The 26,642-nt window shown below is 67.2% G+C and carries 28 protein-coding genes, 1 tRNA gene and 1 pseudogene; 15 read left to right on the top strand and 15 right to left on the bottom strand.

Going from position 1 to position 26,642, the window contains the following annotated elements; all coding sequences use genetic code 11:
* Positions 1-115: 115 nt before the first annotated feature.
* Positions 116-1,609: an MFS transporter gene (locus tag AC1C2T_RS02930; RefSeq protein WP_495384190.1), complete on the top strand. Its 1,494-nt coding sequence runs from the start codon at positions 116-118 to the stop codon at positions 1,607-1,609.
* An 83-nt stretch (positions 1,610-1,692) separates the two neighbouring features.
* Here the strand turns inward: AC1C2T_RS02930 and AC1C2T_RS02925 are convergent.
* Positions 1,693-1,763, bottom strand: a tRNA-Gly gene (locus AC1C2T_RS02925).
* Positions 1,764-1,845: 82 nt separating this feature from the next.
* Complete coding sequence (locus AC1C2T_RS02920; RefSeq protein WP_495384189.1) at positions 1,846-2,739, bottom strand: NAD(P)-dependent oxidoreductase; 894 nt, start codon at positions 2,737-2,739, stop codon at positions 1,846-1,848.
* A 112-nt stretch (positions 2,740-2,851) separates the two neighbouring features.
* Between AC1C2T_RS02920 and AC1C2T_RS02915 the strand changes: the two genes are divergently transcribed.
* Together AC1C2T_RS02915 and AC1C2T_RS02910 are read left to right on the top strand one after the other, a co-directional pair.
* Positions 2,852-3,211 (top strand): winged helix-turn-helix transcriptional regulator, encoded by a 360-nt coding sequence (locus AC1C2T_RS02915; protein WP_495384188.1) that lies wholly within the window; start codon positions 2,852-2,854, stop codon positions 3,209-3,211.
* 244 nt (positions 3,212-3,455) lie between these two features.
* Positions 3,456-3,932, top strand: coding sequence for an HIT family protein (locus AC1C2T_RS02910; RefSeq protein WP_495384187.1), 477 nt, complete (start codon positions 3,456-3,458; stop codon positions 3,930-3,932).
* 131 nt (positions 3,933-4,063) lie between these two features.
* Here the strand turns inward: AC1C2T_RS02910 and AC1C2T_RS02905 are convergent, their stop codons facing one another.
* Positions 4,064-4,513 carry a helix-turn-helix domain-containing protein gene (locus AC1C2T_RS02905; protein ID WP_495384186.1) on the bottom strand — a complete coding sequence of 150 codons (450 nt, stop codon included), beginning with the start codon at positions 4,511-4,513 and terminating at the stop codon, positions 4,064-4,066.
* A 185-nt stretch (positions 4,514-4,698) separates the two neighbouring features.
* Between AC1C2T_RS02905 and dcd the strand changes: the two genes are divergently transcribed.
* Positions 4,699-5,304 (top strand): dCTP deaminase, encoded by a 606-nt coding sequence (gene dcd / locus AC1C2T_RS02900; RefSeq protein WP_495384185.1) that lies wholly within the window; start codon positions 4,699-4,701, stop codon positions 5,302-5,304.
* Positions 5,305-5,442: 138 nt separating this feature from the next.
* Positions 5,443-5,697: pseudogene (locus AC1C2T_RS02895) on the top strand (TetR-like C-terminal domain-containing protein); the annotation flags it as partial.
* A 21-nt stretch (positions 5,698-5,718) separates the two neighbouring features.
* On the opposite strand, the gene AC1C2T_RS02890 reads toward AC1C2T_RS02895, so the two are convergent.
* On the bottom strand, positions 5,719-6,651 hold the full coding sequence (locus AC1C2T_RS02890) for an alpha/beta hydrolase family protein (protein WP_495384184.1): 933 nt from the start codon (positions 6,649-6,651) through the stop codon (positions 5,719-5,721).
* 85 nt (positions 6,652-6,736) lie between these two features.
* On the opposite strand from AC1C2T_RS02890, the gene AC1C2T_RS02885 reads away from it, so the two are divergent.
* Positions 6,737-7,405, top strand: coding sequence for a TetR/AcrR family transcriptional regulator (locus AC1C2T_RS02885; RefSeq protein ID WP_495384183.1), 669 nt, complete (start codon positions 6,737-6,739; stop codon positions 7,403-7,405).
* A gap of 26 nt (positions 7,406-7,431) precedes the next feature.
* Here the strand turns inward: AC1C2T_RS02885 and AC1C2T_RS02880 are convergent, their stop codons facing one another.
* The 5 genes from AC1C2T_RS02880 to AC1C2T_RS02860 all read right to left on the bottom strand — a co-directional run bounded on the left by AC1C2T_RS02880 (position 7,432) and on the right by AC1C2T_RS02860 (position 12,650).
* Complete coding sequence (locus tag AC1C2T_RS02880) at positions 7,432-8,076, bottom strand: response regulator (RefSeq protein ID WP_495384182.1); 645 nt, start codon at positions 8,074-8,076, stop codon at positions 7,432-7,434.
* Positions 8,067-9,296, bottom strand: coding sequence for a sensor histidine kinase (locus AC1C2T_RS02875; RefSeq protein WP_495384181.1), 1,230 nt, complete (start codon positions 9,294-9,296; stop codon positions 8,067-8,069). Before AC1C2T_RS02875 ends, AC1C2T_RS02880 begins: the two co-directional genes overlap by 10 nt.
* Positions 9,297-9,441: 145 nt before the next feature.
* Positions 9,442-10,452: a DUF2804 domain-containing protein gene (locus AC1C2T_RS02870; protein WP_495384180.1), complete on the bottom strand. Its 1,011-nt coding sequence runs from the start codon at positions 10,450-10,452 to the stop codon at positions 9,442-9,444.
* Positions 10,449-11,699, bottom strand: a complete 1,251-nt coding sequence (locus AC1C2T_RS02865) for an MFS transporter (protein WP_495384179.1) — start codon at positions 11,697-11,699, stop codon at positions 10,449-10,451. The genes AC1C2T_RS02870 and AC1C2T_RS02865 overlap by 4 nt, the downstream gene beginning before the upstream one ends.
* A gap of 234 nt (positions 11,700-11,933) precedes the next feature.
* Positions 11,934-12,650, bottom strand: a complete 717-nt coding sequence (locus AC1C2T_RS02860) for a MarR family winged helix-turn-helix transcriptional regulator (RefSeq protein ID WP_495384178.1) — start codon at positions 12,648-12,650, stop codon at positions 11,934-11,936.
* Between the two features lie 155 nt (positions 12,651-12,805).
* Here AC1C2T_RS02860 and AC1C2T_RS02855 point away from each other — a divergent pair, with 155 nt between their 5' ends.
* Both AC1C2T_RS02855 and AC1C2T_RS02850 read left to right on the top strand, forming a co-directional pair.
* On the top strand, positions 12,806-13,453 hold the full coding sequence (locus AC1C2T_RS02855) for a MarR family winged helix-turn-helix transcriptional regulator (protein WP_495361721.1): 648 nt from the start codon (positions 12,806-12,808) through the stop codon (positions 13,451-13,453).
* A 165-nt stretch (positions 13,454-13,618) separates the two neighbouring features.
* On the top strand, positions 13,619-13,969 hold the full coding sequence (locus AC1C2T_RS02850) for a TetR/AcrR family transcriptional regulator (RefSeq protein WP_495384177.1): 351 nt from the start codon (positions 13,619-13,621) through the stop codon (positions 13,967-13,969).
* Positions 13,970-14,015: 46 nt separating this feature from the next.
* Here the strand turns inward: AC1C2T_RS02850 and AC1C2T_RS02845 are convergent, their stop codons facing one another.
* The gene (locus tag AC1C2T_RS02845) at positions 14,016-15,425 is read right to left on the bottom strand and encodes an MFS transporter (protein WP_495384176.1); all 1,410 of its coding nucleotides are present in this window, start codon (positions 15,423-15,425) and stop codon (positions 14,016-14,018) included.
* A 204-nt stretch (positions 15,426-15,629) separates the two neighbouring features.
* On the opposite strand from AC1C2T_RS02845, the gene AC1C2T_RS02840 reads away from it, so the two are divergent.
* Entirely contained in the window at positions 15,630-16,019 is a 390-nt protein-coding gene (locus AC1C2T_RS02840; RefSeq protein ID WP_495361724.1) for a DUF2255 family protein, read from the top strand.
* A gap of 26 nt (positions 16,020-16,045) precedes the next feature.
* Here the strand turns inward: AC1C2T_RS02840 and AC1C2T_RS02835 are convergent, their stop codons facing one another.
* From AC1C2T_RS02835 to arfB, 5 genes are all read right to left on the bottom strand, one after another.
* Positions 16,046-16,609: a hypothetical protein gene (locus AC1C2T_RS02835; RefSeq protein ID WP_495384175.1), complete on the bottom strand. Its 564-nt coding sequence runs from the start codon at positions 16,607-16,609 to the stop codon at positions 16,046-16,048.
* 161 nt (positions 16,610-16,770) lie between these two features.
* Positions 16,771-17,676, bottom strand: a complete 906-nt coding sequence (locus AC1C2T_RS02830) for a serine protein kinase RIO (protein ID WP_495361726.1) — start codon at positions 17,674-17,676, stop codon at positions 16,771-16,773.
* 187 nt (positions 17,677-17,863) lie between these two features.
* On the bottom strand, positions 17,864-18,520 hold the full coding sequence (catA, locus tag AC1C2T_RS02825; protein ID WP_495384174.1) for a type A chloramphenicol O-acetyltransferase: 657 nt from the start codon (positions 18,518-18,520) through the stop codon (positions 17,864-17,866).
* A gap of 160 nt (positions 18,521-18,680) precedes the next feature.
* Positions 18,681-18,947, bottom strand: a complete 267-nt coding sequence (locus AC1C2T_RS02820) for a hypothetical protein (RefSeq protein WP_495361728.1) — start codon at positions 18,945-18,947, stop codon at positions 18,681-18,683.
* A 155-nt stretch (positions 18,948-19,102) separates the two neighbouring features.
* Entirely contained in the window at positions 19,103-19,540 is a 438-nt protein-coding gene (gene arfB, locus AC1C2T_RS02815; protein ID WP_495361729.1) for an alternative ribosome rescue aminoacyl-tRNA hydrolase ArfB, read from the bottom strand.
* 372 nt (positions 19,541-19,912) lie between these two features.
* Here arfB and AC1C2T_RS02810 point away from each other — a divergent pair, with 372 nt between their 5' ends.
* From AC1C2T_RS02810 to AC1C2T_RS02785, 6 genes are all read left to right on the top strand, one after another.
* Complete coding sequence (locus AC1C2T_RS02810; RefSeq protein WP_495361981.1) at positions 19,913-21,718, top strand: oleate hydratase; 1,806 nt, start codon at positions 19,913-19,915, stop codon at positions 21,716-21,718.
* 186 nt (positions 21,719-21,904) lie between these two features.
* Positions 21,905-22,297 (top strand): DUF1801 domain-containing protein, encoded by a 393-nt coding sequence (locus tag AC1C2T_RS02805; protein ID WP_495384173.1) that lies wholly within the window; start codon positions 21,905-21,907, stop codon positions 22,295-22,297.
* A 285-nt stretch (positions 22,298-22,582) separates the two neighbouring features.
* Entirely contained in the window at positions 22,583-24,457 is a 1,875-nt protein-coding gene (gene dnaK, locus AC1C2T_RS02800; protein ID WP_495361730.1) for a molecular chaperone DnaK, read from the top strand.
* Between the two features lie 2 nt (positions 24,458-24,459).
* Positions 24,460-25,059 (top strand): nucleotide exchange factor GrpE, encoded by a 600-nt coding sequence (locus tag AC1C2T_RS02795; RefSeq protein WP_495384172.1) that lies wholly within the window; start codon positions 24,460-24,462, stop codon positions 25,057-25,059.
* Between the two features lie 119 nt (positions 25,060-25,178).
* The gene (locus AC1C2T_RS02790; protein ID WP_495361732.1) at positions 25,179-26,183 is read left to right on the top strand and encodes a DnaJ C-terminal domain-containing protein; all 1,005 of its coding nucleotides are present in this window, start codon (positions 25,179-25,181) and stop codon (positions 26,181-26,183) included.
* A 9-nt stretch (positions 26,184-26,192) separates the two neighbouring features.
* Positions 26,193-26,609, top strand: coding sequence for a heat shock protein transcriptional repressor HspR (locus AC1C2T_RS02785; RefSeq protein ID WP_495361733.1), 417 nt, complete (start codon positions 26,193-26,195; stop codon positions 26,607-26,609).
* The last annotated feature ends 33 nt before the right edge of the window (positions 26,610-26,642 follow it).

Genomic DNA, 26,642 nt, shown 5'->3' with positions numbered 1-26,642 from the left:
GCTAGGCAGTCGGGGGATCGGATGAGGCGGGTCTGGTTGCCCTGCGTGGGTCGGCGCAGAGTGATCTCACGGCGCCCTCCGGCGCCGCGATCACTCCACACCAGAAGGAGCCGGGATGTCCAACACCTCCCAGACCATCGATTCCCCTCGACCTGCGACTGCGACTGCGGTTGCCTCTGCGTCTGCGGGTCCGTCCCAGGCAGCAGCGACTCGTTGGACGGGTCGGCAAAACCTCGTGCTCCTCGTGCTGCTCACTGCGAGCTTCACCTTGGCCGTCGACTTCTCGATCCTGAACGTCGCCCTGCCGAGCATCGGCGCCGACGTGGGCTTCTCCATCGATCACCTGCAGTGGATCGCGACGTCGTTCGCACTGCCGGCGGCGGGCTTCACACTCTTCTTCGGTCGCATCGCGGATCTGTTCGGCCGCCGCCGGCTCTTCCTGATCGGCATGGCCTTGCTCGGCGCAGCCTCGTTGGCCGGTGGCCTCGCGCAGGAGCCCGTGCTGTTGATCATCGCCAGAATCGGGCAAGGTGTGGCGACGGCGATCGTCGTGCCGGCGGCGCTGTCGCTGCTCACCACCTCGTTCGCAGAAGGCCCGCAGCGGAACCGGGCGCTCGGCCTCAACGGAGCGCTCATGGCCGCCGGGTTCACAACCGGGGCCATCCTCGGCGGCGTGCTCACCGATGTGCTCAGCTGGCGGTGGGCGTTCTTCATCAACGTCGTCGTTGCGGTCGCGGTGCTCGTCGTCGCGCCGTTCGTGCTCAAGGAGAGCCGGCCTGAAGACCGCCCGAGGCTCGACTTCGCCGGCGCCGTCACCGTGAGTCTCGGCCTGCTCGCACTCGTCTACGGTCTCACGACGGCCGGCGAGACGTCGTGGGGCAACCCGTTGGCGTGGGGATCACTGCTCGTCGGCGCCGCGCTCCTCCTCACCTTCTGGGCGATCGAACAACGTGTCGCGAACCCGCTCGTTCCCGTCGGGATCCTGAAGCGGAAGACGGTCGCCTGGGGCAACACCGCCGGCCTGCTCGCGTTCGCCACCGAGACCTCGCTCGTTTTCCTCTTGACCCTGTACCTGCAGCAGGTACTCGGCTACACGGCGCTCGCCGCGGGCCTCTCGTTCGCCGTGCTCGGAGTGGGCACGGTGCTCGGCGGAATCGTCGGCCCGAAGCTCATCGCCCGGTTCGGTGCGCGGCGGGCGATCGTCGCGGGCTTCCTGGTGCAGGCGGCCGCGACTGCCCCCCTCGTGTTGCTCGGCCCAGAGTCCAGTTGGATCATCCTCCTACTCGCGGCTACGTTCGTCGGCGGCGTCGCCAACCTGGTCGCGATCGTCGGATACGTCGTCACGTCGACCTCAGGTCTGCCCGATGCGGAGCAGGGCCTCGCAACGGGCCTGGTCACCATGAGCCAGCAGGTGGGCATCACGATGGGGATCCCGATCATGTCGGCGATCGTGACCGCGCACGTGAACACGCTCGGCGACACAGGCCCGGCCGGAGTGCTGAGCGGGATCACGATCGCCATCGCGGCGAACGCGGTGCTGTGTGTGATCGCGGCCGTTGCCGTCGCGCTCGCCTTGCGCTCGACCGCGTCGGAGAAGGCCGCTGCGTGAGCGCGCTCGTGCGGGCGGGCACGCCGGGTCTGAACTCTCATTCGTGGGCTGAACTCCCGCGGAATTCCGGGGGAGTTCGACGGAGCGGATGACGGGAATCGAACCCGCGCTATCAGCTTGGGAAGCTGAAGTTCTACCATTGAACTACATCCGCACGCGGCATCCGTCTGACGAATGCACGGTCACCATGCTAGCAAGACGTGCCGCGCTGTTCCTCCCCGATCTGGCGCTAATGGTCAGGCGGCCTCTGCGGCGCGCGGGTGCGCGATCATCGCCTCGTAGACGCTGCCCGCGCCGTGCTGCGAGTACCCGAGCGCGACCGTGCGCTGGTAGAGCGCCCGAACCGCAGCAGGCAGCGTCGCGTCGATTCCCGCGTCCTCGCTGGCGATCGTGATGTGGTCGATGCCAGCCGCCATCATCGCGAGGCTCGCGCCGTCGTTCGGGTACGCACGATCGTCGATCTCCTTCGCGGCGCCCTGCAGGAAGTACGGCATCTGCTCGAAGGTCTCGACGGCGTACGGAAGGAACGTCTCCGCGCGCACCCCGGCCGACGCGAGCAGGGCTGCGGCATGACTCGTGCTCACCACCGCGGTCATGACGATGGCGAGCTGGGCTTGATACCAGAGCAGGGCAAGCCCGGGTTCCGCGCCGACGTATTCCGGTCTGGCGATGCGCGCGAGAGTACTGGACCAACGGTCGAATACCTCGCGAGGCCCGCTGTAGAACGCATACGCCGATTCGTCGCCGACGAGCGACGCGGGCACCATGATGCCGGCCGTGATGAAGGCGGCGCCGTGCTGCTCGGCCCACACGGCAGCGCGCTCCGCCTCGCGCGGCGTGTCGGAGCTGAGGTTCACCAGGACCTTCCCGGCGAGCCGCTCGGCGACCGGGCCGAGCAAGTCGTACATCGCCCGATAGTGGGTGAGGCTGATCAGCACGAGGTCGGCGGCGTCGAGCGCTTCGGCCACGGTACCTGCACGACGAGCGCCCGCGCCCACCAACGCGTCCGCGCGCGAGGCCGTGCGGTTGAAGACGGTGACCGGCAGCCCCTGGCCGAGCAAGGTCGTGGTCATCGCCTGGCCCATCGGGCCGAGCCCGACGACGGTGACCGCGGGCAGTTTCTCAGACATGAATCCCTTTCGTGAAGAAGCGGTTGCCTCCCAAGGCTCTGGCAGCACGGTATTCTTGGCAAGTACCGACTTTCAAGTCAGGTACTTACCAATAGGTCAGTGAAGGGTCGGTATGAAACGCCAGCATCGGCCCTATTCCTGCGGGATCGACGCTGCGATCGACGTGATCGGCGGCAAATGGAAGGCCCTGATTCTCTGGGGCCTGCACTCCGGTGTCCAGCGATTCGGCGAGCTGAGGCGACAGCTGCCCGGCATCACCGAGAAGATGCTGATCCAGCAACTGCGCGAGCTGGAAGCCGACGGAATCGTGCACCGGGAGGTGTACCAACAGGTCCCGCCGAAAGTCGAGTATTCGTTGACTGCGCTCGGAGTGTCGCTGAACGAGTCGCTCGAGGCGCTCGGCGATTGGGGCACGAAGCACATGGACCGTATTGCCTCAGTCCGAGAGGGCGCGGCCCCGCTCGTCCCGTAGTCGGGCACGGTGGGCTTCTCGTCGCTCGAGGGGAGTATGCGACGCTCGGGATTACCGAGTGTTGCTGAGGACCATACCGCAGGCCGCCCACTGCACCAAGGCCTGCGGACGTCCTCGTGTGGTCGCAAACGACCGATTTTGAGCGTGGGCACGGTCGCTCGAAAGGGACGAACAGGAAGTGACGACAAGGGCCCGTGCCGATCTAACTGAGGTTGCGACGTGGACCACCTATTACGATTGCGCGATGTGGTGGTCGGAGAACGAGTGGGCAGCGCTTACGGATTCGCTCACATGCGGCATGTGTGTCGACGCGCACTTGGATGAGAACGAGCACAGTATCTTGGTCGCGTCGACAGCGACCACTCATGTGCGTATTGCGCGGAATCAGGCTCACCGTGGTTACTGCATCGTGATCCTCCGCGCGCATGTCACCGATATGGGCCATTTGCCACCCGAGCAGCTGAGCGCGTTCTGGGCCGACACGCAACGCGCCGGCCGCGCAATCCAAGCAGCATTCGAGCCCCGTAAGATCGACTACCTCGTCATGGGCCATCGCATGCCCCACCTCCACTGCCACGTGTTCCCGCAACACTCCTCAGATGATCCGAAGCGCAACGTCGACATCTCCGACGGGCCGGACCATCGGTCGCCGCTTGCGCTCCGGGAGGACGCGCAAGCACTCCGGCATTCCTGGGACGAGCTGCCCAGCAGCGCCCGGTAAGAATCCTCAGGCGCAACGCCGCGTCACAGCCGATGTGCTCGACCTTGCATGGCGGACGTCGGCGCTCAATGTGTCTCCAAACTCTAGGGCGACGAGACGACTCTCATAACTACGTCGCATGTGCGCTGTGTTCATCGCGCGCGACGCGCCTCTTCCAGCAGCGACGCGGTTGCTGCCGGATCGACCTCTTCAAACTCGGCAGAACTCTCGGCGATAAAGGCGTTGCGATCCTTGTAAAGGCTGTCGCGATAAGCCAGAACGTCGGCTAGGCGAAGCTTCCGGCGCATCGCACCCGGTACGGTCGCTGCAAGTTCACCCTTGTTGATCAATTCGACAACCGTCGGTCGGCTGATGCCAAGGATCTCAGCTGCTTGCTGAGTGCTAATCTCTCGGTCGCGAGCAATGATGCTCACAGATTGGCCGCGGTTCAGAGCGTCAACCACATCTTTGAGTAGACCAAAGATTGGCTCACTCAACTCGACCTTGTCGTGCTCGCTGGCACCACTGCGTTCGAGCTTGAGTGCATTCGGTTTTTCAAGTGCGAACGTCGGGTTCTTCCGTTCCGGGGTGCCGACTCCCATGATGGCGAGCCTCTCGTGAGCGACGCGCCACCGGGAGATCACAGAACGCCGCCAAATAGCGCCACCAGTCACACGATGCCCGACCGGGAAGGCGTGACGACAGCGTTGCACCAATACCTAACGGATGGGTGGTATTCGATTTGGATGTCCCACGCCGATGTCGATCGCCCCAGTAGGCTGTCCCCGTGCTTCTCTCGGATCGTGACATCAGGGCCGAACTCGACCGCGAACGCATCCGTCTGGAACCGTACGAACCGGGCATGATCCAGCCTGCGTCGATCGATGTGCGGCTCGATCGGTACTTCCGGCTGTTCGACAATCACAAGTACCCGTTCATCGACCCGGCCGAAGACCAGCCCGAGCTGACCCACCTCATCGAGGTGCGACCCGACGAGGCATTCATCCTGCACCCGGGCGAGTTCGTGCTCGCGTCGACGTACGAGGCGGTCACCCTGCCCGATGACGTCGCTGCACGTCTCGAGGGCAAGAGTTCGCTCGGGCGTCTCGGCCTGCTCACCCACTCGACGGCCGGGTTCATCGACCCGGGCTTCACCGGTCACGTCACGCTCGAGTTCTCGAACGTCGCAACTCTGCCGATCAAGCTCTGGCCGGGTATGAAGATCGGCCAGATGTGCTTCTTCCGCTTGTCGTCGCCGAGCGAGCGACCGTACGGCTCGGCCGAGTACAGCTCGCGCTACCAGGGCCAGCGGGGCCCGACGGCGTCGCGGTCGTTCCACAACTTCCACCGCACGGATGTCGGTGCGTCCGACGCAGGCTCGCAGGGCAACTGACCCTCGGGTCGAGGCCCGCGGGAGCTCAGAGGAACAGCAGAACGGCCGCGACGACCATCACGGCCGCTGTGGCGAAGTGGATGCCGATGGCGGCCGACAGGCGGCCGTGATTGCGGATGATCGGGCTACGCCGAAGCGCATCCCGCGATGTACGACGCGATGTTCGTTCGCGGAACGGGCCTCGCGTTCGCCGATGAGCGCACCTCGCCGCAGCTGGTGGCGGGCTTCTCCGAACTCCGCGCGGCGGTGCAGCCGTTCACCGAGCAACCCGACACGCTCGCCGAGGTGCTGTGGGCGAGCCTGCACGGCCTGACGATGCTGCAACGTACCCGTCGCGTCCCAGGTGACGGCGAGGACCGCCTTGCGGTGCTGCTCGGCCTGATCACGGGCTGATCGGCGTCAGCCGGCCGCTGTCTACGAGTGCGCGTCGGTCGACGAGTGCATGTCGGTCGCGGCATGCGCCGCGTCGGGCTCAGCCAGCTCCGCGTCGGAGGCGAGCATGAACGCCATGGTCGCGTCGAGCGTCGCATCGGCGCGCAGCACCCGGTTGTGGCCGAAGCCTTCGGTCGGCACGAGCCGGGCCGAGTCGCGGTTCGCCTCGAGCAGTCGCTCGGACTCGGCGAACGGCACCCGCCGGTCGCCACGGTCGTGCACGAGCAGCAGGGGCGTGGCGTCGGGCAGCGGATGTCCCACGGCCGAGTAGCGCTCGAACGGGTCGGGCCGGCCGCGGAAGACGCGAGCGGCGAATCGTCGGGCGAGCGCATCGCGCGTCGCGCGGTCGAGTCTGAACATCTCGCCGAACAGCTCGACGAAGATGCGCGGATCGGCGGCGCCTGCGATGGAGACGACCCGGTTCGCCTCAATGCCGTCGTGCACGGCCATGAGCGCGGCGAGGGAGCCGAAGGAGTGGCCGACGAGGCCGTGCCACGGTCCTTCGCGGCGGGTGAGCTCGTCGATGATGTCGAGGTGGTCGACGAGGTAGGTGTCGCGACCCGGGGAGTCGCCGTTGGCCGGCGCGTCGAACGCGAGCACTCGGAACCCCTCGCTGCGCAGCTCGCGGACGAGCGGTGCGAACACGCTCGCGCGTGATTGCCAGCCGTGCGCGAGCAGCACGGTGCGCTCTCCGCTGCCCCACTCGTAGGTGACGATGTCGACACCGGTGCCGTGTATGCCGGGGATGCGCACCGTGCCGCGTCGGGCGGCCCGATGCGTCGCGAGGTCGGCGGCTGCGATGGGCGTGCGCCGCCCGATCCGAATGAAGAGCGGCAGTGCGACGGCGGCGCCCGCCTCGGGTGAGACGGCCGCAGCGGTGCGGACGCCGGCGGCGATGACGGATGCAGCGGACATCGTGACTCCTCAATGGTGGCGGTGAACCAACAGTACGAACGGTCGTACGTACACTATACGAACGATCGTGCGTAAAATCGAGAGCATGACCGATATCGATGGCCGGCGACTGCGAGGGGATGCCTCGCGACGCATCGTGCTCGCGAGCGCGGTCGACATCGCCTCGGTCGAAGGGCTCGACGGCCTCTCGATCGGGCGGCTCGCAACCGCAGCCTCGGTCAGCAAGAGCGGGGTCGCCACGTTGTTCGGCACCAAGGAACGCCTGCAGCTCGCCACGGTCGACGCAGCACGCGATCAGTTCCTCCGCACGGTCGTCGATCGTGCGCGCGTCGAGCCACGAGGCATCCGCAGGCTCGTCGCGCTCTACGATCACTGGATCGCCTACTCTCGCGACCGCGTGTTTCCCGGCGGATGCTTCTTCGGCACGGCGATCGCCGATGTCGACGCCAAGCCCGGGCCGGTTCGCGACGCCGTGGCCGCTTGCTTCGACTCGTGGAACTCGTACCTCGTGGTGTCGATCGGGTATGCGGTCGCGCAGGGCGAGCTGAACGCCGAAGTCGACGCCGAGCAGATCGCTTTCGAAGCGACCGCGGTGCTCGATGCGGCCAACAGCCGCTCGGTGATGACCGGGGCGAACGCACCATATCGGCGGGCGCGCGTGGCGCTCGCTGCACGGCTGTTCGCGGGCGCCGCCGACCCGGGCGTCGTCGCGACGTTCCTCGCCGTCGACGACGAGCTGGTCGCGTCGCGCTGACGAAGGGGCTTCGAGGTCCGCAGTCGTCAGCGATCGGCGAGGTAGGCCAGCACGGCATGCACGCGCCGGTGGCCGCTCTCGCTCGGAGGGAGCCCGAGCTTGGCGAAGATGCTGCCGATGTGCTTGTGCACGGCGTTCTCGGTGACCACGAGGCGAGCGGCGATCTGGGTGTTGTCGTCGCCCTCGGCCATCGCCGCGAGCACCTCGGTCTCGCGAGGCGTCAGTCGGTCGAGCGGGTCGTGGGGTCGTGGCCCCAGCAATTGGGCGACGACCTCGGGATCGATGACCGTGCCCCCGGCAACGATCCGGTGCAGGGCGTCGATGAACTGGCGTACGCGGCTGATGCGGTCCTTCAGGAGGTAGCCGACGTGCCCCCGATCGTCGCTGAGCAATTCGGCGGCGTACTGCCGCTCGACGTACTGCGAGAGCACGAGCACCGGCAGGGTCGGTCGACGGCGTCGTGCCTCGAGTGCGGCGAGCACGCCCTCGTCGCGAAACGTCGGCGGGAGTCGCACGTCGACGATCACGAGCTCGGGGTCGTGCGCCTCGACGGCAGCGAGGAAGGCCGGGCCGTCGCTCGCGATCTCCGCCACTTCGAAGCCGTAGGTGTCGAGCAGCAACTCGAGCCCAGCGGAGAGCAGCACATTGTCTTCGGCGACGACTACCCGCACGGGATCTCGACCGCGATCGTCGTCGGCCCGCCGTCCGGGCTTGCGATCGACACGTCGCCGTCGAGTGCGGCCACTCGCGATCGGATGCCGGTGATGCCGGTGCCTCGGCGTTCGTCGACCCCGCCGACACCGTCGTCGCGGACTTCGACGCGCAACTCGTCGCCGTCTCGTCGGAGCCGTACGTCGACGTGATCGGCGCTGCTGTGCTTGACGGCGTTGGCGATGGCCTCGCTGATCACGAAGTAGACCGCGGTCTCCACGGCCACTGGGACGGCGCCCAGCTCGCCGCTGTCGATCGATACGGGGATGCCGGAGCGACTGCCGAGTGCGGCCAATGCGCCCGAGAGGCCGCGATCGGCGAGGATCGGCGGATAGATGGTGCGGATGACGCCCCGGAGTTCGGTCATCGCCTCCTCAGTGCCCGCATGGGCCTCTTCGAGCAGCTTCGCCACGGCCGGGTCGATCGTGCCGGACTCCCGTGCCATGCCCAGCTTCATCGCGATCGTCACGAGGCTGGCCTGCGTGCTGTCATGCAGGTCGCGCTCGATCCGCCGGAGCTCGGCACCGTGCGCATCGACCACTCCGACGCGGGTGGTGGTCAACGTCTCGATCCGTTGCGCGAGCGCGTCGGCTCGTGACGGCGCCAGGGTCGCGACGCAGCCGCGAGCGTGTACCCGAGCAAGTGCCGGAACGACCCACAGGGCGAGCGCGCAGGCGACGACGGCGCAGACGACGAACAGGAAGCCCGCTGTGCCCCAATCGTGTGCCCGGACGCCGGCGATCTGCAGCGGGAACCCGGTCGGGAACGCCCACCAGAAGGGCAGCATCGCCGACACGACGATCAGAGCAGCGCACAGGAACGCGACCAGCCCGAACAACGTGCCGACGGCGAAGTGGTACGGCAGCCAGATCGCGACCCGCCACGTACCGGGGTCTCGCAGCAGCCGCATCACCGCGGCCGGTCCGATCGAGCTCGACACGGGTGCCAGCGGAGTCATCTCCGCGCTGAGCAGTTCGGCGGCCCGACGCTGATGCCATGCCGCCCAGCGGTTCAGGCCGGCGACGGCCTTCGGAAACAGCACGAGTCCGGCGCCGAAGACCACGATCGTGAGTGCGGCGACGACGGCGAGCAGGCCGAGCACGCTCGAGATCATCGCCGACGGCAATGTGACCAGCAGGTATCCCAGGCTCTGCGCCGCTCGTCGGGTTCGGCTCGCCATCGTGGTCTCCTCATGGGGTGTCATTGCACCAGTCTCGAACGAGGGGGCACGACGGTCACTACAGCGGGCTACCCTATCGTCGCGTGCGGCGACTCGTGCTCGTCTGGCGACGCGCGCTCGATCGATGCGCATGACGAGCGCGACGTCACCAGCGGTTGTGCACGTCTTCCGCCCAACCGGCGAGGCCGTCGACCGTGATCCATTCGCCCTCGTCGGTCTGCACCCGCCCTGCGAATGTGCCGAAGCACTGGTGGGTCGTCGACCGGATGACGAGCAGATCGGTGCGCGCGTAGCGGTCGTAGAACGGGGTGAACTCGAGCTCCACACGGTCGGTCGACATGTGCCATGGCCGCATCCAATCAGACGGGTCGAACTGCCAGCGCAGGGCCGTCGGGATCTTGTGCACTCGGCCGTCGACGGTGAATGCGGTGTGCGAGAGTCCGTTGCGGATGCCTTGCGGGCCGCCGCCGCCGAGGTTGATGCCGATGCGGCGGCCTTCGGCCACACCGACGGCGGCACCCCAGTTCCAGTCGGTGCGGTACGGGCCGCGGGAGCGGGCGTGGTCGAGCACGGCGAAGCTGTGCTCCGCAGGCACGTCGCGCACCACTCCGTCGATCGTGAGGCTGCCGGATGTCGGCCGGTCGACGTCTTTGACGGTGTAGTCGACCAGCCGCCGACTGTGGGGCGAGGCGATGCCCATCGCCTCGTGCCCCGGGCGAGTCTCGGCGACGACGTCCACCTGCACCCGCTCGCTCTCCGCGCGCAGTCGTGTGCCGCCGTCGATTTCCTCGAACCGGAGCGACAGGCGTCTGCCCCGCGAGGTGTTCGGCCCCGCACCGTGGGTTCCGGCCAGCGATACGCCGCGACTGAATGGACCGATCTCGAAGGCGTCGATGGTCTGCATGCTCGTTCGGTCGAGCACCCAGAGCTGGCGCACGTTCGCGAAATCGAGCGCCGCGATCGTGAGCGCAATGACATGCGTCGGGGTCACGATGCCCCAATACTCCCATCGCTTGTTGCGTCCCCAGCCATACCATCCGCGTCCGATTCGATCGGTGTCGTGGAACTGGTGGCGAGTCCAGCCGACGGATGCCGGGTCGAGGCGTCCGTTCGGCCGGACGAGGTCGACCGGCGCGATGATCTCACGTGCGGTCATCGAACGCGCCTGATGGGGAGGACCGAGAGCGCACCGAGCCCGGCGAACACGATGCCGGCGACGAACACCGACGTGTAGCTGCCGGTGGCGGTGATGAGCGCCCACACCACGACCGGCGTGAGGGCCTGGGGGAGCGTCGTGGCGATGTTCAGGATGCCGAGGTCCTTTCCCGCCGCCTCGGCGGCCGGCAGCACCTCGGTCATGAGGGCCGCATCGACGCTCAGGTAGATGCCGTAGCCGAGCCCGAAGGTGGCGGCGAGGGCGAACATGCCGCCGATGGTCGGGGAGACCAGAGGGATCACGAGGGAGCACGCCATGATGAGCGACGCGATGATGACAAACACCTTCCGGCGCCCCGAGCGATCCGAGAGCTTGCCCGTCACGAACGCCGTGGCGAGGGCCCCGACCAGCATCACGGCGGTGAGCGGTGTACTGAGCGCGGTGGACTCGGCGTCGGAGATGCCGATGTAGTCACGCAGGATGTACAGCAGGTATGACTGCACGCTCTGGTAGGCGAGGATCATCAGAAACCGGCCAGCGAATGCCCACCAGAAGTCCGAATGCTGCTTCGGGTTCACCCAGAAGCTCGCGAAGAACAGCTTCCAGCTGAATGGCGCCACCTCGAGGTCACGCGACGAGAAGTCGCGGTTGAAGATCGTGAAGGCCAGGGTGACGACGAGGATCATCCCGCCGAAGACGGCGTAGCCGATGCCGATGCTGTTCGCGAAGAACCCGGCGCCCGCGACGCCGAGGCCCATGCCGAGGAACGTGCCCATGGCGAGCACTCCCGAGGCGGCGCCGAACCGCTCCTTCGGGATTCGGTCGGGCACGATCGCCGCCTGAGCGGTGCCGATCGCGTTCAGGGCGAGCATGACGAGCACCCAGTACACGCCGATCCACCATAAGCTCGCCGCGCCAGAGAGCAGCACCATCATGACGGCAGCGGTCGCCGCCGAGATGACCATCCACGGTGCGCGCCGACCGAACCTGCTGCGGGTGCGGTCGGAGAATGCGCCGATCAGCGGGTGGACGATGATCGCGCCGATCGAGGACGCCGTCATCACGAGGGCGAGGTTGCCCACCTTGTTCGCCGGGTCCAGCTGCTGCACCTGATCGGGAATGAAGATCACCATGAACGCGGCGTAGCAGCTGAGCATCGCGGCGTTCATCACGAACATCCACGTCAGCAGCCGTCGATCCGACGTTCGTGCAGGCGTGATCGTAGGACTCGGGGTGAGCGCGCTCATGGGGCTCCTTCTCCGTGGCGACGCTGCCGCGGCGATCCAGTGACGCCGGTCGGGTCCGGCGGCGGGTTCACCCACTGTAGCTGCGGCGCTTCCCCCTTGCGCACGGATGCCGCGACGAACGAGGGGCCCGCCGCTGGCGGACCCCTCGTGGTGCATCGACGCACCTACCGCGACGAACGAGGGGCCCGCCGCTGGCGGACCCCTCGTGGTGCATCGACGCACTTACCGCGACGATCAGGCGCGGTCTGCCCCGTGCCCGGTGCGACCGTGCCCGGTGCGACCGTGCCCGGTGCGGCCACGACGGGCGCCGTGGTCAGGGTGCTGGCGCGGATCGCCGTGCTGATCGGCGTCACCGTGCACGTGCACATGGACGTGCACATCGTTGCGAGCGGCACCTTGGCCGCACTCGCCGCGGCCCGCGCCGTGGCGGTCGCCGTGGCGGTGGCCGTAGCCCTCGCCGAAGTGACGGCGGCCGAAGCCGCGGCCATGGCGGCGCGGCATCCGCTCGTCTTCGCTCCAGCCGAGCTCGCGGGCGATCGCCTCGAGTGAGGCGAGCGTCGTCGCGAAGTCTTCGGGGCTGACGGAGCCGGCGACCTTCGCACGCAGCGAGGAGACTCGCTCGTGCAGTGACGCACGTGCGGCCTCGCCGGCTTCGGTGAGGCGCCAGGCGCCCGGTTCGCCCTCGACCCAGCCGCGCTCGACGAGGGGCTCGACGCGCTCGGGGCGCGCTGCGAGCTTCTCGCTCATGCGGGGATCGGTGACGGTGCCGGCCACGAGGTTGAGGCGGCGCCAGTCGCGGCGGGTGATTCCCTCCGCCGCGAAGAGTTCGCGCATTCCGTCGTCGAGACGACGTTCGATGACCCGGAGCCAGAAGCCGAGTGGGCGCGGGCTCGTCGGGATGGACGTGTTACTGGTGTTGCTGTCTGGAGTGATGTTGTCGTTGTTCGACATGGGTGTTCCTTTCGTGCGCGATGCGCATCGGTGTCGCGGGCGGCGCTGGAGGCTCGCCCGCTGTGGCAGGTGCGCACGGGCGGCTCTCGCTCATGCCCGTGTCACGCACCTGGTCTATTGCATGCTCCGTTACATGTTTATGTAAAATGACATACATGAGCGCATCGAGTCAAGTCCCTCCCGGCGAACATTCAGGGTCGGATGCCGCGGCCGGCGCCTCGGGCGACCCGATCACGCTGATCGAGCAGTCGCTCGTCACGATGCGCCGCGACCAGGAGCGGCGTCGCCTGCAGCGCCGCTCAGAGCACTTCGGGCGAGGCGGGCACGAGCCCGGCGAGCCCGGCGATCATGAGGGCCACGGACATCGGCGGGGTCGCGGTGTGCCGGACGAGTGGGGCGCACGCGGCGGCATGGGCGGTCTTGGCGGCGGGGGCGGCCGGGGTGGCCCGACGCGGCACGGGCTCGCGCATGCGGCGCGCTTCCGCCTGCTCGACGCGCTCGAGGGCGCAGGGCACCCCCTGTCGGTGAGCGAGCTCGCCGACGCGATCGGCGTCGATCAACCGCGCGCGAGCCGGCTCGTGCAGGCTGCCGTCGAGGCTGGTCACGTGCGCCGAGAGGTGGACGCCTCCGACGCGCGGCGCAGCGCGCTCGTGCTGACGGGGGCCGGGCGCAACCTGCTCGCGAGCGCACGGGATACGCGCCGCAGCGCTGTGGAGACCGCGCTCGCCGGATTCACGCCCGAAGAGACTGCCGAGTTCTCGCGCCTCTTTTCACGCTTCATCGAGGCGTGGCCCCGCGACTGAGGTGCCCGATCGGTCGCCACCGACTCACTGAGTTCCGTCGGACCACTTGACGCCCTCGCGCGCCGTGATCACGGCCCGGGCGGATTCGAGGTTCCACTCCACCGATTCGGCCAGCCAGGGGGGTGGGCGCCTCGGTCGGGTCGATCTCGTTGAAATGCCGAGCGCGTGCAGCGCCCCCAGGCCAAGACCACCGAGCGCCGCGAGGCCGTGCTCAAGGCCGCCATGAACGTATTCGGTGCTCGCGGCTACAACAAGGGCGCCCTCGTCGAAGTCGCTGAACAGGCCGGCATGACCCACGCCGGCGTGCTGCACCACTTCGGCAGCAAAGAGGGGCTGCTCGTCGCGATGCTGCTCGACTCGGCATCCGCGCTCATCGCCGTCATGGACGGCCTGCAGGTGCAATGGCTCCTGAAACCCGACGCCGTCGACATGCCCCGCATCGTCAGCCGCACGCTCGACGAGATCGTCGCGCGCCTGCGCGCGCAGACGCGGCTGGGCTCCGACGGCCGCAAGTGAGTCGACGGCCCGGCCCGGCCGCCGCGGGGCATCCGCTCGGTCAGCCCTACTTGGTCGGCGCCGTCGCCTTCACCGGAATCAGGAGCGCGAGCCCGAGTGCGATCACGAGGATGATGCCGAGGATGCCGAAGTACGGCTCGCCGCCGATCGTGACGAAGAGCGCGAACGCCGTCGGTGCGAGGAAGCTCACCGCACGGCCGGTCGTCGCGTAGAGGCCGAAGACCTCGCCCTCGCGGCCCGCCGGGATGAGCCGCGCGAGGAAGGTGCGGCTCGCCGACTGCGCGGGGCCGACGAAGAGGCAGAGCGCGAGACCGGCGGTCCAGAACACGATCTGACCGCCGTCGTGCAGGAAGAACACGAGCAGGCCGCTGACGACGAGCCCGATGAGCGCCGTCACGATGACGGGCTTCGCACCGAGCTTGTCGTCGAGGGCGCCGACCGCGATCGTCGAGATGCCGGCGACGACGTTCGCGGCGATCGCGAAGATGATGACCTCGCCCGCCGAGAAACCGAAGACGGATGCCGCGAGCACGCCGCCGAACGTGAACACTCCCGCAAGCCCGTCGCGGAACACCGCGCTCGCGAGCAGGAACCACACCGTGTTGCGCTGCTCCTTCCAGAGCCGCTTGATGTCGCGGCCGAGGCGGGCGTACGAGGCGAAGAAGCCGATCTTCTCTCGGTCGACGGCGGCGGGGTTGCGGTACTCGGGCACCGCGAAGAGCACCGGCAGGGCGAAGAGACCGAACCAGACCGCCGAGACGAGCATCGTGACCCGCACGTCGAGACCGTTCTCGCCGGTGACGCCGAAGAGGCCCACCTCGGGCTGGATGAAGCCGAAGTACACGATGAGCAGCAGCACGATGCCGCCGACGTAGCCCATGCCCCAGCCGAAGCCAGAGACCTTGCCGATCGAGCGCGGGGTCGAGACCTGCACGAGCATCGCGTTGTAGTTGACGCCCGCGAACTCGAAGAACACGTTGCCGGCTGCAACCAGGAAGAGGCCGAGCAGCAGATATTCGGGCGCCGGCAGTACGAAGAACATCGCAAGCGTCATCGCGACGACGATGTAGGTGTTCACCGCGAGCCAGAACTTGCGCCGCCCGCTCGTATCGGATCGCTGCCCGGTGATCGGCGCGAGCAGGGCGATGAAAAGGCCAGCGATGGCGAGTGCCCACCCGAGTTGCGCTTCGACGGTGCCCGTCGGCCCGAATGATTCGCTCGTGAGGTACACCGTGAACACGAACGTCGTGACGACCGCGTTGAAGGCCGCCGAGCCCCAGTCCCACAGCCCCCACGCGAGAATACGGCCCTTGCGCGCTCCGGCCTCGGTGACCGCCGTGACCTGTGCGGTCTCCACCCCGATCGTCGCGGCGGCTCCGTCGGACGGCGTGAGATGCGACGGTGGGAAGTTGCGCGGCGTCTCGGGTGAACCCTGCGGAGGCGTCGGATCGGTCATGGCTGCAGTCTCGTTCTCTCAGGTGAACAGCGGGTGGCGGATGCTGCGGAGCCGCGACATCCGGAGGTCTCCGGGCTCGCGCTGGTCCGCATCGACCCGTGGGCACTGTATCGCCTGCGCGGTGCCGTGTGAACGGCGGCGCGCGGCCGGGAAATGCGGCACGTCGGCGGAATACCTCGTCGGCGCCTCGCGCTGCACCTTGGCATGGGCCTCGACGCAGCACTGTTCATCCACCTCCGCGACACCGACACGGTGCACATCGAGACGAAGACCCGCGACGGGCGCCGTCTCTCGACGCCGATCTGGTCGGTCGCTGTCAACGACGCGATCTATGTGCGCTCGGCGTACGGCCCGGAGTCCAAGTGGTACCTGCGCGCGACCCGCAATGCAGGCGTGGGCTTCCGCTCCCCGGTCGGGTCGCAGGCTGTTTCGCTCGAGGCGGTGCGCGACCCAGATCTCGAGTTGCGCATCGACGACGCGCTGCGTGTGAAGTACGCGGCCGAACCGGCAGCCGTCGCCGAGATGCTCACGCCCGCGGCGCGCGACACGACGCAACGTGTCGTGCCGGTCGCCGACGCGACGGCCCGGGTGTAGCGCTCAGGATCCGCCGCGCCGCTCTGTCACTGCAGCTCGAGCACCGATTCGAGCAGCTGGTTGTAGCTCGCGAAGTGCAGCACTCCGTTGCTCAGTTGCACCGAGGGCTGGTAGTTCGAGTCGTAGTCGGCGGGTGCGAGGTAGGTGCCGTCTCCACGTTCGGTGTCGTCGAGCCAGCCTTCGGCTTGGAGCTCGGTGAGCCAGGCGTCTCCGGCGTCGCCCACGTCGAGGCGCGCGTACCAGACGGAGACATCGCTGCTCGGCTTGCTCCAGACGCAGACGAGGGCGCCCTCGTCTGCCATGCGCTCCATGACGGGCCCGAGCAGGAACGGATCGTCTTCGTCGAGAACGAGACCGTCGTCGGCGAGCTGTGCGTACTCGTCGGCGGTGAACACCGACGCACAGCTCGTCGCCGGCTGGGCGGGGTCGGTCGCGGCCTCGGTCGGTTCGGCGGTCTCGGAGGCGACCGGCGTGGCCGTGCCTGTCGAGGTCGAGCCGGAATTCTCGAGCGGGGTCGCCCCGCATCCGCTCAGGAGGAGGGCGAGCGCGCCCGCAGCGAGCACCGTGATCGATTGGGTTCGAAGTTCCATACCGAGAGAATAGGAAGATATCTTCCTATTCGCAATGGGTGTTGGCGAATCGTGACCTGAGTTCAGGGTTGTCCCTGAGCCGGGCAGACTGGGCCGGCGGATGTCTGGGCCGGCGGATGTCTGGGCCGACGGACGTCGTGGGCGCCGCGACATCCGCCGTCTCAGCTGTAGACCTCGGCGATCAGCTCGCTGAAGAGCTGCTCTGCGTCGCACTCGAGGCGTTGCCGGGTGAACCAGTCGCAGACGTTCTTGCAGTCGCGGTGCAGTAGATCGAACCCCTGCGGGTTCGAGACCACGTCGACGACCTGCGGCAGGTCGATCGCGACGACCCGCCCGTGCAGCACGAGTAGGTTGTACGGCGAGAGGTCGCCGTGAGCGAGCCCCGAGTGCGCGAGCGTGCGCATGAACTCCACGACCTGGTGGAACAGATCGCGCAGTTCGTCGGGGGTCGCGCGCACCTGCGCGAGCCGCGGGGCCGCGACCCGGCCGTCGCCGATGAACTCCATGAGCACCTCGGTGCCGCCGACCTGCACCGGGTACGGCACGGATGCCCCGAGCTCGGTGAGTCGCTTCAGCGCCTCGAACTCGGCGTACGCCCACTGCACGCGCGCGACCTCACGGCCGAACGTCGATCCCTTCGCGACGGCGCGCGCGTCACGACTGCGGCGGGTGCCGCGGCCCTCGGTGTAGACCGTCGAGCGGTGGAAATCGCTGTGCTCGTTGCCTCGATAGCGCTTCGCGGCGAGCAGCACGCTTCTGCCGGGCGTGCCGGGTTCCGCACCCGGCACGGCGCGTTCGATGAGGTTGAGGTCGGCCTCCTTGCCGGTCTTCACGACGCCGAGCTCGGTGTCGATCGCCGCGGCATCCGTGACGAGCCAATCGGGGCGCGGCTCCGGGCCGCGCTCGGAGGGGGTGGTCGCCGGCCAGGTCGACCAGCGTTGGTCCTCGCCGGGTTCCGTGGTCTGGAACGCGAGGTCGCCCGCGTCGAAACGCGGGGTCGTGAGGTCGTGGGATGCCGCGTGCGAACGCAGCACGGCAGAAACGTCGAGTGACGTGGTGATGTGCAAGGTGGATCTCCGTGGATCGCGGAGGCCACCGGGCCGCTCTTAGCGGGAGGGGGCCTCGCAAGTGAAAGGAACGTGGAGGTTCACGACAACGACAGCCATGATCGACTCCTTCCCTCACCGGATGCACCGGACCCATGCCGCGCGAATGACGCAGCTTCGGCAGTTTAGGGCGCTTCGCCCGGCGCGTCTAGTGGCCGACCCAGCTGGGGTCGTCGACCATCGACTGCAGTTCGTTCATGAAGCGCGCCGCATGGAACCCGTCGGCCGCCGCGTGGTGCACCTGCAGCGCCAGCGGCATGAACGTCGACCCGTCGCGTTCGACGAACCGCCCGATCGTGAAGATCGGTGCCAAGTGTCCGTTGCCGCCCGTGATGTCGAGCGTGAAGCCCGTGAAGCCGAGCCACGGAATGCTCGACACGTCGAAGATGTTGGCCGGCAGATCGCCTTGCGGGAACAGGCCGGTGGCCGTGCTGAATCGGTCGAGGTCGGCGACCACCGCGTCGTGGAAGACGGTGAAGTCGCCGTCGTAGGGCGTCCAGACGCATGAGAACGTCTCGAGCTCGGAGTTGAACACCGTGTACGCCGGATGCACCTCGCTCCACGTGCCCGGCCCGCCGCCGTCGGTCGTGGTCATGCGGAACTCGGCGAAGCGGTTCACGAGCGTCGCGAGTGCGTAGATCTGGGCAGGGTAGGTCTTGCGGCCGACCGCTCGGAGCGCCGTGCGCAGGGCCGTCACGTCGACCTCGGTGGTGACGCTGTAGCTGCACGGCACCGCATCGCGGTAATGCTCGTAGTGTTGGCGGCGCGGCCAGTCGGCCAGATCGATCGGGTCGACGTGCGACATGTTCCTCCTGGATCGCGGATCGCCGTCAAGCCTCTCACCTTCGGCGCGGAGCAGGGTCGGCGCATGCGGGACGACATGCAGCACGAGGCATCCGACACTGTGCTGCTCGCTCCGTCGCGTCGGCCATGGCGATCGCCGCGGCCGGCTCGCGGGGCTCAGTTCAGCGGCTGTGGTCGGCGAGAATCTGGTTGACGTCGATCTGCGACAGGAGGTGCTGCCAGTCGAGCTCGCGGGCGACGTCGGCGATGTCGGCGTCGGCGAACGCCTTGCCGTTGCGGTGCACGACCACGCCGGGTGGCACGAGTTCGTTCAGTCGAGCGAGGATTGCGTCGTCGACCGCCTCGGGGTCGAAGTCCGCGCCGATGCGCGCGTACGTGTCGGCGGAGAGCGTGTACGAGACGAGACCCACTTCGATCGGTTCCGGCATGGTTGTCCTCCTCGGTCCAGGTGACGCAAGTCTCCTGCACATCCCGTCATTGCGCGACCCCGAAGGCGATGATGAGGTGCTTCGATGGACGGCCAGCCATGCACGCGGTCGCAATACGAGGTGTTGGTCGAGGTGGCCGGAGTACCACTCCGGGGTCAGTCGTGAGGTGGGCGACGCAGTCGCTTGACGTCGGTGCGCCGCTTCTTCGCTTCCAAGCGCCGTTCCTTGGCACCGCGACTCGGTCTCGTCGGTCGTCGTGACGGTGACGGCGGCCGCAGAGCGTCGGCCACGACAGTGGCCAGCCGAGCGCGCGCAGCATTCCTGTTGCGCAATTGCGCGCGATGCTCGGATGCTGTGATCGTCAGTACTCCGTCGACAACGCGACTGCTCAGACGCTCGAGGAGTCGCTCCCGCTGGATCGGAGAGAGAACGGCCGAGCCTGCCACATCCCATACGAGTTCCGCTCGGGAGTCGGCAGTGTTCACGCCTTGCCCGCCGGGACCGGATGACCGCGAGAACCGCCACGACAGCTCAGACTCGGGGATCGTGAGTGTTGAGTCGACCCGAAGACCGGGACGGTGGGCGGCGGGCATGGATCCATCATCCTCTGACGATCGTGAAGTCGAGCATGGTCCGCGTCGGCCGGCCGAGCCTGTCCAACGCGCATCCGCCGACCTGAAGGGTTCCGGATGGCGAGCCGGCTCCACCTACTGCGCCAGGTAGAACGACCTACTGCGCCAGGTAGAACGACCTACTGCGCCAGGTAGAGATCGACGCGAGGAGGTCAACCGCACGGACGCTTCCCTGTTCTCCCAGCCGGGTGACCCCCGGGTGACGCCAAGGAGGATTTCGCTGCGTTTCCCGCCGCGGACAGGACAACCCTTCATACGCTGGATGGATCGGAGCGGACACGCTCTCGTCCAGCTCCGACTCAGTGCCATACCGATCGGATAGGTGGTCCACCCATGCATTACAGCAGCGGCAACTACGAGGCATTCGCCCGGCCCCGTAAACCTGTGGGCGTTGACGACAAGACCGCCTGGCTGGTCGGTGCCGGGTTGGGCAACATGGCGGCCGCGATCTTCATGATCCGCGACGGTCAGATGAAGGGTGAGAAGATCACCATCCTCGAGGAGCTCAGCCTGCCCGGCGGTGCGCTCGACGGCATCAAGTACCCCGAGAAGGGGTTCGTGATCCGCGGTGGACGCGAGCTGGAAGACCACATGGAATGCCTCTGGGATCTCCTGCGGACGGTGCCCTCCCTTGAGGTCGACGGCAGCATGCTCGACGAGTTCTACTGGCTGAACAAGGATGACCCGAACTCCTCCAAGCGTCGCGTGACCGAGAAGCAGGGGCAGGACGCCGGCACGAACTTCAAGTTCGGACTCAGCTCGAAGGCGCAGAAGGAGATCGTGAAGTTGTTCCTCGCCACCCGTGAGGAGATGGAAGGCAAGCGCATCGACGAGGTCTTCTCCAAGGAGTTCCTTGAAAGCAACTTCTGGCTGTACTGGCGCACGATGTTCGCGTTCGAGGAATGGCACTCCGCGCTCGAGATGAAGCTGTACTTGCACCGCTTCGTGCACCAGCTCGGCGGCTTCCCCGACATGTCCTCCCTGAAGTTCACGAAATTCAACCAGTACGAGTCCTTCGTTCTGCCGATGTATACCTGGCTCCTCGAGCGCGGCGTCACGTTCCAGTTCAACACCACCGTGACCGACGTCCAGTTCGATATCAGCGACGGGCGCAAGCAGGCCACGCGGCTCGACTGGGTAGAGAAGGGGATCGTGGGCGGTGTCGATCTCAGCGAGAACGACCTGGCGCTGGTCACGATCGGCTCGCTCACCGAGAACTCGGATGACGGCGACCACAAGACACCTGCCGTGCTCAATACGGGCCCGGCTCCGGCATGGGATCTGTGGAAGACGATCGCCGCGAAATCGCCCGACTTTGGTCGCCCTGACGTATTCTGCCGCGATGTAGACAAGACGAAGTGGGAGTCGGCAACCGTCACAACTTTGGATGCCCGTATCCCGGCGTATATCGAGAAGATCGCCGAGCGCGACCCGTTCTCAGGAAAGGTCGTCACGGGCGGCATCGTCACGGTGCGGGACTCGCCGTGGCTGATGAGCTGGACAGTGAACCGACAGCCGCACTTCAAGGCGCAGAAGCCCACCGAGATCGTGGTGTGGGTGTACGGCCTGTTCGTCGAAACGCCGGGCGCCTACGTCAAGAAGGCGATGCAGGACTGCACTGGCGAAGAGATCACGCAGGAATGGCTGTACCACATGGGTGTCCCCGTCGACGAGATCCCCGAGCTGGCCGCGACCGGCGCCAAGACCGTGCCGGTGATGATGCCCTATGTGACCTCATTCTTCATGCCGCGCACGGCGGGCGACCGCCCCGCCGTCGTGCCGGAGGGAAGCGTGAACTTCGCGTTCATCGGCCAGTTCGCCGAAACGACGCGCGATTGCATCTTCACCACCGAGTACTCGGTGCGCACAGCGATGGAGGCGACGTACCAGCTGCTGAACGTTGAGCGAGGCGTGCCGGAGGTCTACAACTCGACATACGACCTTCGGTTCCTCCTGCATGCCACCAAGATCCTTGCCGACGGAGAAGAACTGCACATCCCGGGACCCGCATTCGCGGAGCGACACTTGGTCCACCGCTTCGACAAGACCGAGGTGGGTCAGCTTCTGACTGACTTCGGGCTCGTGCCCGAGCTGCAGGATACGCGCGCGCATGACCGTCACGACGATGCCATCGCTTGAGCGGAGAATGACGTCGGAATCCCGCCGACAGTAGCCCCCAACGGCAGGAAGAGCGCCCGGAGTGATCGATCTCCGGGCGCTCGGCCGAGAGCCGATGTGACCAGTGGCGAAGAGGTCGCGAGCGGATGTAGCGGCGTGCGGCCCGATTCGCTCGCCGATGTCAGTGGCCAGCCGTATGCTCGCCGTATGCCTGAGCGCTTCGCCACCGTCGATGAGTTCCTCACCGCGCAAGAGCCGAACCGACGTGCTGACGTGGAATCGCTCCGCGCCGTCGTGCACGAAGCCGAGCCTGCACTGACCGAGATCGTCAAGTGGAACTCGCCCGATTACACGCTCGATGGTGTCGACCGGCTCACGATCAACGCGGCCGGCAAGGGGCCCGTGCGGCTCGTGCTGCACTTCGGCACCGAACGACCCGAAGACAAGAGCGCTGTGCCGACCTTCGCGGGTGATCCAGCCGGCCTGCTCACGTGGCATTCCGACATTCGGGCCAGCCTCGCGCTGCCTGAGCAGTCGCAGCTCGCCGAGAAGCGCGACGCGATCATCGCGGTCATCCGGGCCTGGCTGGCCGAGGCGTAGCGGAAGACGCCCCGAGCCACGTTCTCTCGCGGCTGGCGCGCTCTCGATCCGCAGGAATACTGGACGCCATCCGAAAGTTGAGTCAAGTACGCTCAAGTTTCACGCCTCCACTTGACACGTTCCCGAGGGGCTGCGAAGCTTGAGTCGGCAAGGCTCAAGTCTTGTCACACGTACTTCGGTTGCGGGCCAGCAAGGGTCGAACCGGCATCCGGCCCGCGGGTCTCGATACGCGTGCGACGGCGTCGCACGCCACTCGGGCGGCGGGTGGAGAGAAGGAGAAAACACATGTCACGTGCAGTAGGAATCGACCTCGGAACCACCAACTCGGTCGTCGCGGTCCTCGAGGGCGGAGAGCCCACAGTCATCGCCAACGCGGAGGGTCTTCGTACCACCCCGTCGGTCGTCGCATTCACGAAAGACGGCGAGGTGCTCGTCGGTGAGACCGCGAAGCGCCAGGCGGTCACCAACGTCGACCGCACCATCGCGTCGGTCAAGCGCCACATGGGCACCGACTGGAAGACCGACGAGATCGACGGCAAGCGGTACACGCCGCAAGAGATCTCGGCGCGCATCCTGCAGAAGCTGAAGCGCGACGCCGAGCAGTACCTCGGCGACACCGTCACCGACGCGGTCATCACCGTGCCCGCGTACTTCAACGACGCCGAGCGCCAGGCTACCAAGGAGGCCGGCGAGATCGCGGGCCTCAACGTGCTGCGCATCATCAACGAGCCCACTGCGGCCGCCCTCGCCTACGGCCTCGACAAGGGCAAGGAAGACGAGCTCATCCTGGTCTTCGACCTCGGTGGCGGCACGTTCGACGTCTCCCTGCTCGAGGTGGGCAAAGACGACGACTTCTCGACGATCCAGGTCAAGTCGACCGCGGGCGACAACCGCCTCGGCGGCGACGACTGGGACCAGCGCATCGTCGACTGGCTCATCAAGAAGTTCAAGGAGACCACCGGCGTCGACGTCTCCAACGACAAGATCGCCAAGCAGCGCCTGAAGGAGGCAGCGGAGCAGGCCAAGAAAGAGCTGTCTTCGAACATGAAGGCCTCGATCCAGCTGCCTTACCTCTCGCTCACCGAGAATGGCCCCGCGAACCTCGACGAGACGCTCACGCGCGCCGAGTTCGAGAACATGACGAGCGACCTGCTCGACCGCACGAAGAAGCCGTTCGAAGACGTCATCCGCGAGGCGGGCGTCAAGCTCTCCGACATCGCGCACGTCGTGCTCGTCGGCGGGTCGACGCGCATGCCCGCGGTCAGCGAGCTCGTCAAGAAAGAGACCGGCCAGGAGCCCAACAAGGGCGTCAACCCCGATGAGGTCGTCGCCGTCGGTGCGGCCCTCCAAGCGGGCGTCCTCAAGGGCGAGCGCAAGGATGTGCTCCTCATCGACGTCACCCCCCTCAGCCTCGGCATCGAGACCAAGGGCGGCATCATGACGAAGCTCATCGAGCGCAACACGGCCATCCCCACGAAGCGCAGCGAGACCTTCACGACCGCCGACGACAACCAGCCGTCGGTCGCGATCCAGGTCTTCCAGGGCGAGCGCGAGTTCACCCGCGACAACAAGCCGCTCGGCACCTTCGAGCTCACCGGCATCGCGCCGGCGCCGCGGGGCATCCCGCAGATCGAGGTCACGTTCGACATCGACGCCAACGGCATCGTGCACGTGTCCGCGAAAGAAAAGGGCACCGGCAAGGAGCAGCGCATGACGATCTCGGGCGGCTCGAGCCTCCCGAAAGACGACATCGACCGCATGGTGCGCGAGGCTGAAGAGCACGCTGCCGAAGACAAGGCGCGTCGCGAGTCGGCTGAGACCCGCAACCAGGCCGAGCAGCTCGTCTACTCGATCGAGAAGCTCATCAAGGACAATGACGACAAGCTTCCCGCTGACGTCAAGTCCGAGGTGCAGGGCGATGTCGATGCGCTGAAGTCGGCGCTCGCAGGCGAAGACGACGAGGCCGTGAAGTCGGCCTTCGAGAAGCTCAACGCATCGCAGGGCAAGCTCGGCGAGGCGATCTACGCGCAGGGCCAGCAGGCCGGCGCGAGCGCCGCGGCCGGCGAAGATGCGAACGCGTCGGGCGCCGAGAGCGACCAGTCCTCTGACGAAGACGTGGTCGACGCCGAGGTCATCGACGACGACGAAGAGAAGAAGTAGCCATGTCCGACCAGCACGAGAACGAGCACGACGGTCTGGATGACGAGTTCATCCAGGCCGAAGGGCCCGATATCGAGACGGATGCCGCGGCATCCGCTTCGACGGGCTCGGCGGGCGATGGCGCAGACGAAGAGGTGCTCACGGTCGACGACATCCTGAACGCGGCGCAGGCCGAGGTGAAGGAGCCGAGCGACGAGCACCTCGCCGACCTCAAGCGCATCACGGCCGAGTACGCCAACTACCGCAAGCGCACCGAAGCGAACCGCGAGGTCGAGCGTGAGCGTGCGGTGGGTGCGGCCGTCGCCGTACTGCTGCCCGTGCTCGACGACCTCGACCGTGCTGAGAAGCACGGCGACCTCGAGGGCGACGCGCCATTCGCGACGATCGCCGCGAAGCTGCGCGGTGCGGTCGAGAAGCTCGGTCTCACCGCGTTCGGCGAGGTCGGCGAGCCGTTCGACCCGCAGCGGCACGAGGCGATCTTCCAGCAGCCATCCGCCGAAGTCGAGACCGAGACGGTCGCCGACGTCGTCGAAACGGGCTACACCCTCGGCGGCACGCTGCTTCGCGCGGCGAAGGTCGTCGTGAAGACGCCGCAGGCGTGACGATCCTGTTGGTCGAGTAGCGGCGAAGGAGCGTATCGAGACCCGTCACAAGAGTCCCGATACGCGCTTCGCGCTACTCGACCGACACACACGACTAGATTTCAGAAGAGGAGGTGCCGATGGCCAGTCAGGATTGGTTCGACAAGGACTTCTACAAAGTGCTCGGCGTCTCCAAAGACGTGAGCGACGCAGAGCTGAAGAAGACGTACCGCAAGCTCGCACGCAAGTACCACCCCGACTCCAACGCGGGTGACGCCGCAGCCGAAGCGAAGTTCAAGGAGATCAGCGAAGCGCACTCGGTGCTCTCCGATCCCGAACAGCGCAAGGAGTACGACGCGGTTCGCGCCATGGGTTCGGGCGCTCGGTTCACCGCGCCCGGTGGCGCGGGTGGCGCGGGCGGTGCGGGCGGCTTCGAAGACGTCTTCGGTGGCATGTTCGGCCAGGGCGGCGGGGGCCGCAGCCAGTCGTACACGTTCCAGCAGGGCGGCGACTACGACGACTTGCTCGGCGGGCTCTTCGGCGGCGGCCGCTTCGGCCAGCCGAGCGGCGGCTATCGCGGTCAGGGCGGCCCATCGAAGGGTCGGGATGTCGCGGCGTCGACGACCCTCGACTTCGTCACCGCCACCAAAGGTGAGCAGATCACCCTGCAGACTTCCGACGGCAAGCCGATCACCGTGCGCATACCTGCCGGTGTCGCCGACGGCCAGAAGATCAAGCTCCGCGGCAAGGGCCATCCGTCGCCCGACGGCGGCGAGCCCGGCGACCTCGTGCTCACCGTGAGCGTGCGCAAGCACCCCGTGTTCGAGCGCGACGGCCTGAACCTTCGGGTCAACGTGCCGGTGACCTTCGCCGAGGCGGCGCTCGGCGCGACCATCCAGGTGCCGACCCTCGGCGGCGACCCCGTCAAGCTGCGTGTCGCACCTGGCACCCCGAGCGGGCGCGTGCTGCGCGTCAAGGGTCGTGGCGTGAAGACCACCAAGGGCACAGGAGACCTCCTCGCGGTCGTGCAGATCGCGGTGCCCTCGCACCTCTCGAAAGACGCCGAGGAGAAGCTCGCGGAGTTCGCCGCGCTACTGCCCGACGAGAATCCGCGCGACGAGCTGCTCTCGAAGGCGAAGGCATAGGCGGTGGAGATGAACGAGATGAGCCCGCTGTTCGTCATCTCGGTCGCCGCCGAACTCGCTGGAATGCACCCGCAGACCCTGCGCCAGTACGACCGGCTCGGGCTCGTGTCGCCCACCCGCACCGCGGGCAAGTCGCGGCGCTACTCGATGCGCGACGTCGTGCACTTGCGCGAGATCGCGCAACTCTCGAGCGAGGGTGTGAACCTCGAGGGCATCCGCCGGGTGCTCGGTCTCGAAGACGAGGTGACCGCGCTGCGGGCGCGGGTCCACGAGCTCGAGGCCGCGCTCGCCGACGAGATGCTGAACCGCCCGGGGCGCCGCGTGTTCGCCGCAGGGTCTGCCGGAGAAGTCGTTTCTCTTCGAGCCGGCACTCGCATGAGACGCGAGAACGCCGTCGTCGTGTGGCGGCCGCTGGAACGCGGGTAGGCCACCCGAATCCCGGGAATCCATCCGATCGCG

The sequence above is a fragment of the Agromyces sp. Y558 genome (assembly GCF_059445415.1).
This window is presented reverse-complemented; position numbering and strand designations above follow the sequence as displayed.

Coding starts and splice junctions, on each gene's coding strand:
- AC1C2T_RS02930 (WP_495384190.1), top strand. CDS start 116: ATGTCCAACACCTCCCAGACCATCGATTCCCCTCGACCTGCGACTGCG.
- AC1C2T_RS02920 (WP_495384189.1), bottom strand. CDS start 2,739: ATGTCTGAGAAACTGCCCGCGGTCACCGTCGTCGGGCTCGGCCCGATG.
- AC1C2T_RS02915 (WP_495384188.1), top strand. CDS start 2,852: ATGAAACGCCAGCATCGGCCCTATTCCTGCGGGATCGACGCTGCGATC.
- AC1C2T_RS02910 (WP_495384187.1), top strand. CDS start 3,456: ATGTGGTGGTCGGAGAACGAGTGGGCAGCGCTTACGGATTCGCTCACA.
- AC1C2T_RS02905 (WP_495384186.1), bottom strand. CDS start 4,513: ATGGGAGTCGGCACCCCGGAACGGAAGAACCCGACGTTCGCACTTGAA.
- AC1C2T_RS02890 (WP_495384184.1), bottom strand. CDS start 6,651: ATGTCCGCTGCATCCGTCATCGCCGCCGGCGTCCGCACCGCTGCGGCC.
- AC1C2T_RS02885 (WP_495384183.1), top strand. CDS start 6,737: ATGACCGATATCGATGGCCGGCGACTGCGAGGGGATGCCTCGCGACGC.
- AC1C2T_RS02875 (WP_495384181.1), bottom strand. CDS start 9,296: ATGGCGAGCCGAACCCGACGAGCGGCGCAGAGCCTGGGATACCTGCTG.
- AC1C2T_RS02870 (WP_495384180.1), bottom strand. CDS start 10,452: ATGACCGCACGTGAGATCATCGCGCCGGTCGACCTCGTCCGGCCGAAC.
- AC1C2T_RS02865 (WP_495384179.1), bottom strand. CDS start 11,699: ATGAGCGCGCTCACCCCGAGTCCTACGATCACGCCTGCACGAACGTCG.
- AC1C2T_RS02860 (WP_495384178.1), bottom strand. CDS start 12,650: ATGTCGAACAACGACAACATCACTCCAGACAGCAACACCAGTAACACG.
- AC1C2T_RS02855 (WP_495361721.1), top strand. CDS start 12,806: ATGAGCGCATCGAGTCAAGTCCCTCCCGGCGAACATTCAGGGTCGGAT.
- AC1C2T_RS02845 (WP_495384176.1), bottom strand. CDS start 15,425: ATGACCGATCCGACGCCTCCGCAGGGTTCACCCGAGACGCCGCGCAAC.
- AC1C2T_RS02840 (WP_495361724.1), top strand. CDS start 15,630: ATGGGCCTCGACGCAGCACTGTTCATCCACCTCCGCGACACCGACACG.
- AC1C2T_RS02835 (WP_495384175.1), bottom strand. CDS start 16,609: ATGGAACTTCGAACCCAATCGATCACGGTGCTCGCTGCGGGCGCGCTC.
- catA (WP_495384174.1), bottom strand. CDS start 18,520: ATGTCGCACGTCGACCCGATCGATCTGGCCGACTGGCCGCGCCGCCAA.
- AC1C2T_RS02820 (WP_495361728.1), bottom strand. CDS start 18,947: ATGCCGGAACCGATCGAAGTGGGTCTCGTCTCGTACACGCTCTCCGCC.
- arfB (WP_495361729.1), bottom strand. CDS start 19,540: ATGCCCGCCGCCCACCGTCCCGGTCTTCGGGTCGACTCAACACTCACG.
- AC1C2T_RS02810 (WP_495361981.1), top strand. CDS start 19,913: ATGCATTACAGCAGCGGCAACTACGAGGCATTCGCCCGGCCCCGTAAA.
- AC1C2T_RS02805 (WP_495384173.1), top strand. CDS start 21,905: ATGCCTGAGCGCTTCGCCACCGTCGATGAGTTCCTCACCGCGCAAGAG.
- dnaK (WP_495361730.1), top strand. CDS start 22,583: ATGTCACGTGCAGTAGGAATCGACCTCGGAACCACCAACTCGGTCGTC.
- AC1C2T_RS02795 (WP_495384172.1), top strand. CDS start 24,460: ATGTCCGACCAGCACGAGAACGAGCACGACGGTCTGGATGACGAGTTC.
- AC1C2T_RS02790 (WP_495361732.1), top strand. CDS start 25,179: ATGGCCAGTCAGGATTGGTTCGACAAGGACTTCTACAAAGTGCTCGGC.
- AC1C2T_RS02785 (WP_495361733.1), top strand. CDS start 26,193: ATGAACGAGATGAGCCCGCTGTTCGTCATCTCGGTCGCCGCCGAACTC.